At 66.6% G+C, this 12,640-nt stretch carries 14 protein-coding genes and 1 pseudogene; 5 read left to right on the top strand and 10 right to left on the bottom strand.

Features of this window, described 5'->3' with window-relative positions:
* Window positions 1–12: 12 nt before the first annotated feature.
* Window positions 13–1,887: an NAD(P)H-quinone oxidoreductase subunit F gene (locus ACXMDY_RS01430; protein WP_457767269.1), complete on the bottom strand. Its 1,875-nt coding sequence runs from the start codon at window positions 1,885–1,887 to the stop codon at window positions 13–15.
* A 282-nt stretch (window positions 1,888–2,169) separates the two neighbouring features.
* On the opposite strand from ACXMDY_RS01430, the gene ACXMDY_RS01425 reads away from it, so the two are divergent.
* Window positions 2,170–3,255 carry a calcium/sodium antiporter gene (locus ACXMDY_RS01425; protein WP_259702518.1) on the top strand — a complete coding sequence of 362 codons (1,086 nt, stop codon included), beginning with the start codon at window positions 2,170–2,172 and terminating at the stop codon, window positions 3,253–3,255.
* A gap of 26 nt (window positions 3,256–3,281) precedes the next feature.
* Here ACXMDY_RS01425 and ACXMDY_RS01420 read toward each other — a convergent pair whose 3' ends face one another.
* Genes ACXMDY_RS01420 through ACXMDY_RS01405 form a run of 4 tightly spaced genes read right to left on the bottom strand, consistent with a single transcriptional unit; the run spans window position 3,282 to window position 5,338 of the window.
* Window positions 3,282–4,097 carry a hypothetical protein gene (locus ACXMDY_RS01420; protein ID WP_259702510.1) on the bottom strand — a complete coding sequence of 272 codons (816 nt, stop codon included), beginning with the start codon at window positions 4,095–4,097 and terminating at the stop codon, window positions 3,282–3,284.
* Window positions 4,098–4,113: 16 nt separating this feature from the next.
* Entirely contained in the window at window positions 4,114–4,509 is a 396-nt protein-coding gene (locus ACXMDY_RS01415) for a hypothetical protein (RefSeq protein ID WP_259702511.1), read from the bottom strand.
* A complete protein-coding gene (locus tag ACXMDY_RS01410; protein ID WP_259702512.1) occupies window positions 4,506–4,862 on the bottom strand; it encodes a hypothetical protein in 357 nt (118 codons plus the stop codon). The genes ACXMDY_RS01415 and ACXMDY_RS01410 overlap by 4 nt, the downstream gene beginning before the upstream one ends.
* On the bottom strand, window positions 4,859–5,338 hold the full coding sequence (locus ACXMDY_RS01405; protein WP_259702513.1) for a MotA/TolQ/ExbB proton channel family protein: 480 nt from the start codon (window positions 5,336–5,338) through the stop codon (window positions 4,859–4,861). Before ACXMDY_RS01405 ends, ACXMDY_RS01410 begins: the two co-directional genes overlap by 4 nt.
* Window positions 5,339–5,610: 272 nt before the next feature.
* Here ACXMDY_RS01405 and cysK point away from each other — a divergent pair, with 272 nt between their 5' ends.
* Both cysK and ACXMDY_RS01395 read left to right on the top strand, forming a co-directional pair.
* A complete protein-coding gene (cysK, locus tag ACXMDY_RS01400; protein WP_259702514.1) occupies window positions 5,611–6,591 on the top strand; it encodes a cysteine synthase A in 981 nt (326 codons plus the stop codon).
* Between the two features lie 74 nt (window positions 6,592–6,665).
* A complete protein-coding gene (locus ACXMDY_RS01395) occupies window positions 6,666–7,013 on the top strand; it encodes an ArsR/SmtB family transcription factor (protein ID WP_259702515.1) in 348 nt (115 codons plus the stop codon).
* 21 nt (window positions 7,014–7,034) lie between these two features.
* On the opposite strand, the gene ACXMDY_RS01390 is transcribed toward ACXMDY_RS01395, so the two are convergent.
* The 3 genes and pseudogenes from ACXMDY_RS01390 to ACXMDY_RS01380 form a co-directional block, all read right to left on the bottom strand.
* The gene (locus ACXMDY_RS01390; RefSeq protein WP_259702516.1) at window positions 7,035–7,676 is read right to left on the bottom strand and encodes an NAD(P)/FAD-dependent oxidoreductase; all 642 of its coding nucleotides are present in this window, start codon (window positions 7,674–7,676) and stop codon (window positions 7,035–7,037) included.
* 70 nt (window positions 7,677–7,746) lie between these two features.
* Window positions 7,747–9,335: pseudogene (locus tag ACXMDY_RS01385) on the bottom strand (IS3 family transposase).
* A gap of 12 nt (window positions 9,336–9,347) precedes the next feature.
* Window positions 9,348–10,034 (bottom strand): FAD-dependent oxidoreductase, encoded by a 687-nt coding sequence (locus ACXMDY_RS01380; protein ID WP_457767268.1) that lies wholly within the window; start codon window positions 10,032–10,034, stop codon window positions 9,348–9,350.
* Window positions 10,035–10,123: 89 nt separating this feature from the next.
* On the opposite strand from ACXMDY_RS01380, the gene ACXMDY_RS01375 reads away from it, so the two are divergent.
* Window positions 10,124–10,864, top strand: a complete 741-nt coding sequence (locus tag ACXMDY_RS01375; RefSeq protein ID WP_457767267.1) for an ion channel — start codon at window positions 10,124–10,126, stop codon at window positions 10,862–10,864.
* On the opposite strand, the gene ACXMDY_RS01370 is transcribed toward ACXMDY_RS01375, so the two are convergent.
* Window positions 10,822–11,478, bottom strand: coding sequence for a Tll0287-like domain-containing protein (locus tag ACXMDY_RS01370; RefSeq protein WP_259726884.1), 657 nt, complete (start codon window positions 11,476–11,478; stop codon window positions 10,822–10,824). The genes ACXMDY_RS01375 and ACXMDY_RS01370 overlap by 43 nt on opposite strands.
* A 4-nt stretch (window positions 11,479–11,482) precedes the next feature.
* Window positions 11,483–11,953 (bottom strand): DUF4079 domain-containing protein, encoded by a 471-nt coding sequence (locus tag ACXMDY_RS01365; RefSeq protein ID WP_259731333.1) that lies wholly within the window; start codon window positions 11,951–11,953, stop codon window positions 11,483–11,485.
* A 192-nt stretch (window positions 11,954–12,145) separates the two neighbouring features.
* On the opposite strand from ACXMDY_RS01365, the gene ACXMDY_RS01360 reads away from it, so the two are divergent.
* Window positions 12,146–12,637: a DUF3122 domain-containing protein gene (locus tag ACXMDY_RS01360; protein WP_457767266.1), complete on the top strand. Its 492-nt coding sequence runs from the start codon at window positions 12,146–12,148 to the stop codon at window positions 12,635–12,637.
* Window positions 12,638–12,640 lie beyond the last annotated feature (3 nt).

Below are 12,640 nucleotides of genomic sequence, written 5' to 3'. Positions count from 1 at the left end.
CGGTGGTCTGCTTCAGAGGGAGAGGAAGGCGGGCGTGTGGCGGGTGAGGATCCACAGCCCCATCAACACCACCCCCACCAACACGGTGAAGGCGTAGGCCTGCACCCGGCCGGTGGTGCTGAGGCTGAGCCGGCGCGCCCCCTCCAGGGCCAGATCGCCGCTGCGGTTGCTGAAACCATCCACGAGGGCACCGTCGATCCAGCTGCTCATGGCAGCCAGCGCGGCCACCAGGCCCACCACGGTGCGGCGGTAAAGGCCTTCGGTGTGCAGGTCGGCGGCCAGCCACTCCTGCAACCCGGCCAGGGGGCCGGAAAGCTTGGGAAGATGCTCGGTGGAGAACAGGTAAAGCAGTGAACCGGCTGTGATCCCCAGCAGGGTGGAAGCAAGCAGCGGCAGCGCCATCGGGCCCCATTCCTCGCCGTAGCCGGCGCGGTGGATCAGGATCGGCAGGTGCAGCACCAGGCCGGTGGCCACCATCGGCGGCAGCACCATCAGCCACAGCACTTCGGCTGAGCGCTTGGTGAACACCGAGGGCTTGCCGCCCCAGATCAGCCCGAAGATCCGGACCAGCGCCGCGCTGATCAAGCCATTGGTGAGCAGCACCACGGCGGTGAGCAGCAGCGGGGCCTTGCTGTCCGAGAGGCTGGCGGTCATGGCGCGCAGGGCGCCGAAACCGGCCAGCGGCGGCAGCCCCACCAGGCCGGCGCCACCCACCAGGAAGGCAATGCCCATCAAGGGGCGACGCGACCACAGGCCACCCAGCTGGGTGAGGTCCTGGCTGACGTTGCTCGAGACCACCGTGCCCAGGGCCAGCAGCACCAGGGCCATCGGCAGCGGATAAACCAGCACCATCTGCCAGGCCGTGTCACCGGCTCCGGCTCCGACAGCCAGGAACAGCAGGCCGAGCCAGCTGCTGACCAGAAAAGAAATGGACCGCTTGATGTCCACCTGGGCCAGGGCAATCAGGGCACCCACCAGCGCGGTGGTGCCGCCCACGATCACCAGCACGGCCTGCACGGTGGGGCTCACCGACAGCAGCGGCTCCAGCCGCAGCAGCACCCAGGCGCCGCCCACCACCACCACCGAGTTGCGCAGCACTGTGGAGGGGAAGGGGCCTTCCATCGCCTCATCGAGCCAGAGGTGCAGCGGAATCTGGGCGCACTTGCCCATCGGGCCGGCGATCAGGGCCAGCAGGATCAAGGTGAGCGCCGGGCTGGGGGTGGCGTGCTCAGCCCAGGCGTTGAGCTCGTTGATGTTCCAGCTGCCGGCCACCGGCAGCAGGGCCACCAGCCCGGCCAGCAAAATCAGGTCGCCGACGCGCTTGGTGAGGAAGGCATCGCGGGCCCCCTTCACCACCAGCGACTGGTTGAACCAGGTGCCCACCACCAGATAGGTGCCGAGGGTGAGCAGCTCCAGCACCACATAGGCGAAGAAGAGCGAATCGGTGAGCACCAGGGCGCACAATCCTGCCTCGAACACACTCAGGCAGCCGAAGAATCGGGGCCAGCCCCAGTCCATCTCCAGATAGCCGATCGCATACACCTGGGCCAGCACGTGGATGCCGCAGATCATCGTCATCGCGATCAGCACCGGCGTGTTGATCGTGGCGTCGAAGCGGATCGAGAGGCCGGCGGTATCAAGCCAGGGCAAGCTGCGGCTGAGCGGGGTGCCGTTGAAGGCGATCCAGGCCCCGAGGCTGTGCAGGAACGCCACCAGGTTGAACAGGAGGTTGATGTAGCCCGATGGCCGCGGACCGGTGCGGGAAATCAGCCCCGGCACCCAGAGCAGGGAGAAGAACGCACCCAGCAGGGGATACAGCGGGATCAGGAAGGCTGTCTCGACGACGGCCATAGCAAAGGAAGCCGTCTCAGGCGGGGGGACGGACATCAGAGCGCTGGTGGTTCCGGGAGGAGATCGAACATTAGGGAAGGGCCCCTGCTCCCTGGGGGGTTGATGAAGAGGTGTTGCCAATGGCAGCCCCAAGCCCCGGTTATCAATCGGCGGCGGCCCTGCTCTCGCCGAGCGCGGCCTGCAGAACCTATGGAAGACATCACCGCGGACATGGTGCAGGCCGATCCGGTTGGTGATGTTCACGCAGGGCCCGACATCTGCGTGCCACCCCTTCTGCAGAGATCTGCTGGCCACAGGTCAGAATCAACGCCTCATGACCTGCCCACCGTGCTGAGCGTCGTCGAAATCATCGTTGGGATCCTGTTGCTGTTCGGCGGCGGTGAGCTGTTCGTGCAGGGGTCGGTGGCCCTGGCCCTGCTGCTGGGCATCCCTCAGCTGGTGATCGGCCTCACGGTGGTGGCGATGGGCACCAGCGCTCCGGAGCTGTTCGTGAGCCTGCTCTCCACGATCCAGGGCGCCGACGACATCGCCGTGGGCAACATCGTGGGCAGCAACATCTTCAATGTGCTGGTGGTGCTGGGCATCAGCGCCGTGATCCTGCCCTTGAGTGTGAACAGCCGGCTGATCCGCCGTGATGTGCCGATCCTGCTGGCGGTGTCGATGGCGGTGTGGGGCATGGCCTCCTCCGGCAGGGTCACCTGGCAGGCGGGCCTGGCCCTGCTCACCGCCCTGGTGATCAACACGATCTGGGAGATGCGCACCGCCCGGGAAACAGGTGGCGCCGATGGTGATGGCGACATCGATGCCTCCGAAGCGGATGGGGGCTACCTGCCGGCAGCGGTGAAACTGGCCGCCGGCCTGGGCCTGCTGGTCTGGGGGTCCCAGATCCTGGTGAAGGGAGCCACGGCGATCGCCCTGAGCCTGGGGGTGAGCCAGACCCTGATCGGGCTCACGATCGTGGCGGCGGGCACCTCGATGCCTGAGCTGGTCACATCGATCGTGGCCGCCCTGCGGGGCAAGGCGGATCTGGCGATCGGCAACGTGGTAGGCAGCAACCTCCTAAACCAGCTGGTGATCCTGGGGGGATGCGCCTTCATCTCCGGCGACCGTGGCCTCAGCGTGGATCCGGTGATGATCAGCCGCGACCTGCCGATCATGGTGGCCACCACCCTGGCCTGCCTGCCGATCTTCTGGACCGGTGGGGTGATCTCGCGGCAGGAGGGAGGAATCCTGATCGGCCTCTATGGGCTGTATCTGATCGAGCAGATCCTGCCCTACACCTTTCCCAGCCTGGATGGCCCGATCGAGCGCTTCACGCTGATGGCCCTGATTCCCGCCCTGGTGGCACTGCTCCTCTGGCAATCCCTGAGCCACTGGCGGGGTTCCCGGCGCACCGAGGGCTGAAGGCTCCGCTGATCGCGGGGCCTCCCTCAGGCCGGATCCGCCGCTGCCGGCGGGGAGCGGCGGATCAACCAGAGCTCATCACCCTTCACCCAGAGCAGCAGCAGGCCCGCCGGCGACGCCACCGAGATCCCATGGGGCTGGCTCAGCCCCATGGCCCGGGCCGCCGCCAGCGGCAGCCTGCGAACCTCCACCCCCTCCGACAGGTTGGCCAGATCCTCCGGACGGCTGGCCGCAGCCGAACCGCTGTCCCAGAGGATCCGGTAGGGACGATCGCTGGCGGTAGTGAGCCTGAGGTGCCTGGCCGCCAGGGCTTTGCGGGCCAGCCTGGAAGCATCGTCCTTTTCTCCGGGGCCGCTCTCTCCGGAGGGCTCAGCGCCAGCATCGAGCTGGCCCGCCAGGCCCAGGGCCGTGGCGGCATCCCCCGGCAGTCCGCGCGGCAGGCTCTGATCCACCCCCCAGGCGAGCCCCGTGCCTGCCTGGCGCGTCGCCAGGGCGACCGGCCGGGAGCGCAGCGTCGGCTGCTGCTGAGCGCGGCCCTGCCCCCCAGCAGCTGCTGGCGGCGGGGGTGGTGCGCTGCCGAGCAGTTCGGGCGGTGGAGGCGGCAGGCTGCTCTCGAACGGCAGGGTGAGCGTGCCGAGGCCTGTCGCCAGGGAGCCAGCCTGGCTGGCCTGGCTGCTGTAGCGCACCAGCTCGGGGCTGTTGTCAGCGGCGCGCGGGACTGGCGTGGGACGGCGTGGACGCTCCACCACGCTGCTTCCAGCCAGCCAGAGGCCATGGGCAGCGACGGCGATCGCCACCGGCAGCAGCCAGGGCGAGAGGCGGGCCGCCTGGATCCAGGGCACGGCCGCCGGCCAGAGCTCAGGAGGCCGGATCCGGGACGGGAAGTTGAATCTCGAAAGGAAGCGCACTGACTTCAAGCAGGGGGATGAATCGCTGCACCATTGCCCAGGGGGTGGCGGGGGAGGGGATCAGCCGCACCCGGACCTGGCTGTTGAGGCGACCGGCCTGCTGCAGCAGGCCCGGCAATTGCTGGGGGCTGAGCGGACGGTTCCAGAGGCGCAGGCTGCCATCCGCCGCCAGGTGCAGCACCACCAGGCCCCGATGGGCTGGAGCCTGGGCGAGCTGCTGGGGCAGGAGCAGAAGGGCCAGGCTGAACAGACCGAGAGCGGCGCCGAGCAGGGCCAGCCAGAGGCCCTGCTCGGGGGCGGAAAGCGGATCGGTCCCGGTCCGTTGCGAAGCAAGCGGCGGTGTCATCGACGGATGCCCGAAACGAGCTCCAGCTGCACCGGCGCACGGCTGCGGCCGCGCAGCCAGGCCAGCGAAGCGCTGACCTGGGCGCTGCTGAGGGCGTTGGAGGGCAGGAACCGCACGCCGCCAGGGCTGGAATCGGCGTTGAGCTGAACCGCCAGGCTGCCGGCGCTGATCGGAGCACCGTTGAGAAACCAGCGGTCCGTTCCCGATCGCACCACATACCAGGCGGGTTTGAGGCCTCCAGGGGCTGAGGAACGCAGCCGGGGCTCCGGCAGGCTGAGCGCCGCGGGCAGAACAGCCACGGCGGTGAGAACCACCAGGGAGAGGCTGGTGATCGCCAGGATGCGAAAGGTCATGGGGCGTCCGGTTCCCCCCGCAGGCAGGCCAGTTCGAGGCGGCGGCGCTGGGACTGGCGCAGCCCCTGGTTGATCCGGAGCAGCGTGGCGGCGATCAGGGCGACCACCAGGCCCATCAGGGTGCTCACCAGCACCTGGCCGTATCCGACGACGCTGCCGCCGCTCGGCAGGGTGAGCTGGGGGCCGAGTTCGGCAAGGATCCGCATCAGGCCGCTCACCGTGCCGATCAGGCCCAGCAGCGGACCGATCAAGGTGGCCGCTTCCAGCACGACTTCCCCCTGGCCCATGGCGGCATCGAGCTGGCCGAGCTCAAGGGCTTCGCGGCTGCGGCGCGGCACCCCAACCTCAGTGCTCTGCAGAACATCGAGCAGTTGTCGTTCCTGGCGGTGGGTCCCGAGCCCCCAGCGCCTCCAGAAGCGGAACCGCTCAACGCCGATCGAGAGAACCACGATCGAGAGAAGCAGCAGGGGAACCATGACCGGTCCACCGGAACGGAGCGCAGAGAAACCCATTGCGCCGTTCAGTCCTCAATCGCCGATGGAGCAGAAACTAAGGGGCCAGGGTCAGGGCGGAGGGTATTGAGCTTGCTTGACAGGCTTGTCAAGCCACTGTCCGGGCCAGTGTCCGGGCCAGTGTTCAGGCCACTGGTCAACCCACGCAGGCCCATTGTGCTGGAGATTGCCCCTCAGATGCGAAGGTGTGGGGGCGTCACCAGAGGGACGCAGCTTCCAACCGATCCCTTGTCACGATGACCACGATCTTTGCCGACAGCAGCCTCAGCATCGGCCGCACTCCTCTGGTCAAGCTGAACAGGGTGGTCGGTGACAGCAAGGCCACCGTGCTGGCCAAGATCGAGGGGCGCAACCCCGCCTATTCGGTGAAGTGCCGGATCGGCGCAGCGATGATCTGGCAGGCCGAGAAAGACGGGTTGCTCGGGGCGGGCAAGGAATTGATCGAGCCCACCAGCGGCAACACGGGCATTGCCCTGGCCTTCGTGGCGGCCTCGCGGGGGATTCGTCTCACGCTGACGATGCCGGAAACGATGAGCCTGGAGCGGCGCAAGCTGCTCACGGCCTATGGCGCCCATCTGGAGCTCACCGACGGTCGCCTCGGCATGACCGGCGCCGTGGGCAGGGCCAAGGAGATCGCCGCCTCCGACCCGGAGCGCTACGTGCTGTTGCAGCAGTTCGCCAACCCGGCCAACCCCCAGATCCACCACGACACCACCGGACCGGAGATCTGGAACGACACCGACGGCAAGGTGGACGTGCTGGTGGCAGGCGTGGGAACCGGCGGCACGATCACCGGCGTCAGCCGCTACATCAAGACAACCCTGGGCAAACCGCTGGTGTCTGTTGCGGTGGAGCCCAAGACCAGCCCGGTGATCAGCCAGACGATGCAGGGTCTGCCCGTTCAGCCCGGCCCCCACAAGATCCAGGGCATCGGCGCCGGCTTCGTGCCGGAGAATCTCGATCTGGCCATGGTCGATCGGGTGGAGGCTGTTTCCAACGAGGAAGCGGTGCAGATGGCCCGGCGGTTGATGCGGGAGGAGGGCATCCTGGCTGGCATCTCCTGTGGGGCCGCCACGGTGGCGGCCCTGCGACTGGCCGCGGAAGAGGCCTACGCCGGCAAGACGATCGTGGTGGTTCTGCCGGATTCCGGTGAGCGCTATCTCAGCTCGGTGCTGTTCGAGGGCGTCTTCGACGCGGCGGGCCTGGCGATGGTCTGATCCGGCAGCAACGGTCCAGCCTGCAGCCCCTGGCTTTGTCCTGCATAATGCGCGCATCGGCATAAGCCCTTCCCATGCGCCGCACCCAGCCCCAGACCCTGCCCAGCCCCCAGCTTCTCGATGAACTCAGCGCCTTCTTCCGGCTACTGAGCGAGCCGGCCCGTCTGCAGTTGCTCTGCCAGCTCAAGCACGGAGGCGCCATGGATGTGGCCTCCCTGATCGAGGCAACCGGGTTCAGTCAGTCCCACATCAGCCGCCAGCTGGGCCAGTTGCAGCGGGCGGGCCTGGTCAGCTGCGAGCGCGACGGCGTGCGGTTGATCTATGCGGTTGCCGACCCGTTGGTGGATGACCTCTGCAACCTCGTGCAGCGTCGCCTCAAGCAGCGTCTGGAGCAGCAGTTGCGGCAACTGCAGGCGGTCTGAACCGCTCGCTTGCGGGCTTGGTCAGCTTTGCCTATGCGCCAGGCCCAGAGCGCGCACCAGCGGTGCGAACGGCTTAAGGAAGCGGCTTTCGTGCGGGCGGCCCTTGAGCACCCGGTGCCAATACACCCACGGGAATACACGGGTTTCCACCAGGAACATGCTCCAGCGCTCCTTGGTGGGATCCACCAGGAAGGAGCTGACCGGCTGGAGCGTGTAGTCGAACTCCGCCATCACCACATCGTGAAAGCTGGTGATCAGCGGGCAAGCGATGTAGCCGTCGTAGTGGGCCAGCAGCGGGCGTCCATCGAGCTGCGCCAGCAGGTTGGCCACCAACACCGGCGCCTGACCGCGGACGGCGGCCAGGCTCTTCGCCGTGGGCAGGGAACTGACATCGCCGAGGGCAAACACATCGGCGTGGCGTTTGTGCTGACAGGTGTCCTTGTTCACCTCCACCCAGCCGCCCGGTCCTTCGATCGCCAGGGGGCTGTGGGCCACCACATCCGGCGCCGCCATCGGTGGCACCACATGCAGCAGGTTGAAGCCGATCTCTTCCCGGATGGGTTCACGGCCTTCCTCCCGCACGTCGAACACGGCCACCTGCTCCTCAGCGCGCACCTCGATCAGGTTGCGCAGCAGGCGGGTTTCAATTCCCCGCCGCGCCACGACGCGCTCAACGGTGGCGCTGTAAGCCTTGACCGGTGACTGCCAGAAAAGATGACGCCCCTGCCGCCAATCAGACGGCGATCAACAAAGTAGCCGGACCGTTGGCGTTTTCTGGAGGCGGTGGATTGATCCAGACCACCTCCGGTTGATGCCAGCTGCGGGTGGAGCGGCTCCAGCGGCGGGGGTGACACTGCCGGGCCTGCTCATAGACGCGGGAACGGTGGCGGCAGATTTCCTCGGCCTGACCGCTGTGGCGCTGGTGGGGCGTCACGAATCGGATGGCGCTGTGGCGGTGCTGGTGGTTGTACCAGCTCACGAACGTGGCCACCCAGGCGCAGGCGTCGTCCTTGCTTTGGAATGGCCGCCTGGGGTAGTCCGGTCGGTACTTGACCGTTCGGAACAGCGACTCCGAGTAGGGATTGTCGTTGCTGACCCTGGGCCTGGAGAAGGATCTGAGCACCCCCAGCTCCTCCAGCCGGGCTTCCAGGGTGGCAGCGCGCATGGCGTTGCCGTTGTCGGCATGGAGGACCAGCGGCTGGCGGCGGCCCTTACTGATCCGCTCCCGCAGACAGCCACGGCCGACCAGATCAGCGGCGATCTGGGCGTCTTCCCGCTCGGCCACATCCCAGGCCACCACCTTGCGACTCCAGACGTCGATCACCAGATAGAGGTACAGCCACACCCCCCGAACGCTGGTGGGCAGGTAGGTGATGTCCCAGCTCCACAGCTGATTCGGCCCCCTGGCCTGCAGCCGTGGCACCGGACGGGGCTCTTGGGGCGGACGGGCCCGCCCGCGGCGGTGGGCCTGGCCGTGGGCATGGAGCACCCGGTAGAAGCTCCGCTCCGAGCCGATATAGAGGCCCCGATCCGCCAGGACCGGCACGATCTGCCCCGGCGGCAGCGCCGCGAATTCCGTCTGGTTGCAGGTGAGCAGAATTCGCTGGCGCTCCTCCTCACTCAGGCGATGGGCCACATGGCGGGGGCTTCCTCTGCGGCGATCGCTGCCGTCCCCATCACCAGCGAACTGACGCCGCCAGCGCTGCAGGGTGGTGAGCCCCACACCAAGCAAAGCGGCCACCTCACGGGCCCGTGCGCCCGCGGCCATGCCGGCCTCGAGGATCCCCAGGGCCTTGCGGCGATCAGACGGTGAGGTCAGTCGCCCCCGTCCTCTCCCCAGAAGGCCTGGATCTTTTTTGAGGCCATCAGCAGCGCCGCCGCCTCCGCCAGGGCCTTGTCCTTGCGGCGCAGCTCCTGCTGCAGCCGCTTGATCTCCCGCTGATCGGCCTGGTGGCGCTTCTCCAGGTCCTTCTGCTCGGCCATCGTCACCAGCGGCTGTGCGTTGGCATCCTGGGCGGCCTGGCGCCAGCGATCCACCTGCTCGGGGAACAGACCCCGCTCGCGGCAGTAAGCGCCGAGTTCGGTGGCGTTGAACCCAGCAGTCTCCAGGACCACCGTGAACTTGTCAGTTGGGCCCCAACCCTCGGGGTCCTTCTGGGTAGCCGGCACCACCTCCCCCTGCAGACGCCAGGCCTTGCGCCATTTGTAGAGGGTGATCACGTGGATGCCCAGCTCCTGGGCGATCTCCGTCACGCTCTGGCGATGGGGAGGCCCCATCCGCCGGCGGACATCAGCTTTGACAGCCTCGCTGTAAGGGCGCATTGATCGGTTCCATCAGGCCCCCTGGTGGTGGAAATGGTCGAGATGGAGAGGCGTCAACTTTCCTGGCAGAGGGGGGACCGGATAGAGCTGCGCCAGGGCAGTGCAGAAGATCACGTGGGTGTTCACCCCCACGCCGCTGGTGGCCTGAAAGATGTCGTCGGCCAGGTACATCACCTTCTGGGGGGCGCCGCCGCACTTGATCGGCGTGGCGGGATGGGTGAACAGGGCGGTTCCCCCCTGGAAGCCGCGGATCGTCTCCCAGGTGGCGGCGAGGTGGGCGCGGGAATAGGTGCTGATGATGCCGTGATGGCCGAGAGCCTCTGGTAAGCCCTTGATATGGCTCCAGTTGAGCTGGAGCCCCATGGCCACCACAAGCACGTCGTAGCTGAGCACTTCACCGTCTGCGGTGATCACCCGGTTGCTCTGGGGCTCAAACGTGGTCGCGCTGTCGTGGATCCAGATGACGCCTGTCGGAATGACGGCGGCCTCCGAGCGCTGGGTCTGTTCGTAGGGGAGCAGGCCGGCGCCGGCCAGGATCCAGCCCGACTGGTACTCGTGAACGCTGGATGGCTCCAGGATCGCCACACCCAGGCCGGGCCGGGCCCGCAGCAATTGGCTGGCGACGGTGATCCCACCGGAGCCACCGCCCACGATCAGAACCTGGTGGTGGCGGTGGCCGCCGCCTTTGAGCGGAGCCATGGGCGGGGAACTGGGTTCACCACAAGCTTAATGCGGATACATGCATAAAGGGGTTAAGATTGTTGACGGCGTCGCCAGGGATGCCTGCCATGGGCCAGCGACCGCGGGAGCGGCTTGAGAAGCACCGCGGCATTGTTTCCGCCGTGAATCCGGCCAACTGGATCCGGCACTGGCGCTACCCCAACCGCTTGTTGCTGGCCGTTCCCTGGCCCGTGTTCTTCGGCCTGGTCGCCTCCGGCCACCTGCTCCTCAACCTGCTGTTCGCCGGCCTCTATTTTCTGGATCCCCAGGGAATCGCCGGGGTAGCAGGACCCACCACCAGCTTTGCGGAAGCCTTCTTCTTCAGCGTCCATACCCTGGGCTCGATCGGCTACGGGGCGCTGTTTCCGGCAAGCCTCTACAGCAATCTGCTCGTCACCGTCGAGTCCTTGCTGGGGTTGTTCGTGATCGCATTGGTCACCGGTCTGGTCTTCAGCCGTTTTTCCAGATCCACAGCACGGATCCTGTTCTCTCAGGAGGCCACGGTCCACACCTACAACGGCTTGCCCACGTTGATGTTTCGGTTGGCCAATGAGCGCCGCAACGCCATCATCGAGTCCCAGTTGCGGGCCTATCTGGCCATCGATGAGCGCTCCGCCGAGGGCCAGTGGATGCGCCGCCTGCTGCCGCTCGCCCAGATTCGCTTCGACCAGCGTTTCGTCGACATGATGACCGACGAAGACGACACGCCACCACAGCTGGAATTCGCCAACTTCAATCAGATTGAGCCATGCCTATCTGTCTGCACTCAGGGATTGACAGCCAGCGCAGCGCTCAACTCCGGCATGTAAACGGCATACATGCCACGCAGGTCACCCAACTTGAAGTCAAAGGCCTTGTCGTCGGGGTAGTTGGCTTTCACAAAGGCTGGACGATTCGCCTTGGTGCCATGGCAGGCCAGGCAGCTCGCCTCCACATTGATGCGGCGGTAATAGTTCAGCCCAACGCCCTCTTCAGCCACGGCCGGCTCCCAGAGCCCGTTGATCTCAGGGTGTCGGCTGAACAGATCGATCACCTGGCGCTCCTGCAGGTTGGTGGGGGCGTGGTCGGGGTTGCGGAACTTGGTGGCCACCTGGCGCACCTGCCAGCCGTTCTCCTTGCCGATCGCGATGGCCCGCAGGCCCACGGGTTTGCAGACCTCCTTCATCGTTTCGATGGTGGGCTCCTCGCTGCGGCCTTCGAGGGTGGAGGCCAGGGAGATGCGCAGCTGATCGAGCTGCTCCATCGCCACAACGGCCTTGGAGAGGGCTGCCGAACCCCCTGGCAGGGAAACCATCGGCGGCGAGGCCTCTGCTGCCGTGGCAGAACCAACGCGGGCCGTCAACAGTCCAACGCCGACCAGCACCAGCAGCAGGGTGGAGCAAGCCAGCTGTACCAGCCGTTGGAGAGGAATGGTGGAGTTCATCGGATCAGGTGCCAAGGGGTGTGGGTGATGCCGCTGAACTCAACAACTTCTGAACGATGGCGATGCCGCTGATGGCCTGCCAGCCGAACAGCAGCAGCACGCCTCCGTTGATGGCCACGTGCAGGCTCCTGGCCCAGTCCTTGCCCTTCTGCAGGGAAGGCCCCAGCGAGGCTGTGGCGATCACCAGCACGGCAACGGCCAGACCGACGAACAGATGGGGGCCGATGAACAACTTGCCGTTCTTGAGGAAGGTGACAGCCATCCCTCCAGCGGCGCCCAGCAGGGTGAGGCCGAGGATCACCGCACCGAGCTGGGCGTGGCGCTGGCCGAACTGCCGGGGAAGCATGGCTTTGCGTTCCTCGGCGCTCACCTTGCGGATCAAGCTGGCCTTGAAGCCGAGGTAACCGGAATAGAGCATCAGGCCAAGCAGCACCCACATCAGCAGCGGGTGGACGAAGTTCAGGGCGAAGGGCATGGTGACTGAGGTGGGGGAAGGGATACCGGTGCTGGGAAGGGCTGCATCGGCAACCGATCAGAGGAGAGCAGGCTGGCGGATATCGACTTTTCCTGGTTCATCATTAGCGGCGTAAGCGTTTATGCGGCAGAAAACGTTATGATTGCTTCATCTCCAGGGGCTCATGCGCGCTCATTTGCCGAGGCTTGGCGATTGCATCGACCTCTCCTGAAACCACTGTTCGCAGCTGTTCTGCTGGTTCTGGCCCTGCTGCTGCTGCCGCTCCAGGCCCAGGCAGGAGCCGATCCCCAGCGTTGGACGCTCACGGATTCTTCCGGCCATCTCTGGGGCCTGAACCTGTTCGAGCAGCCTGATCCCGCTTATCCAGCCGGCTGGCGCCTGCGCCTGACGGCCCGCTCACCCGGGCAGGAGGTGGATCACCAGAAGCCACTCCAACTGAGCGATGGCCTCGGCAGTAGCTGGCTGCTGCCGAACCGCAGTGAGGAACTGGTGCAGCAGGGGGAGGCAGTGATCCCCCTCTCCTCGGCCCAGTTCGACATCGGCGCCCTCGACCCCAGGCCCAGCGACGTGCTGCCACTGCAACTGGAGCTGCCGATCGCCAACCAGGCGGCCGCAGCCCTGGTGGCACTGCAACCCGAGCTGGTGCAGGCGCTCCATGCACTGCCAACGAACATGTCACCCTGATGC

This window comes from Cyanobium sp. ULC082 (assembly GCF_977927535.1).
This window is presented reverse-complemented; position numbering and strand designations above follow the sequence as displayed.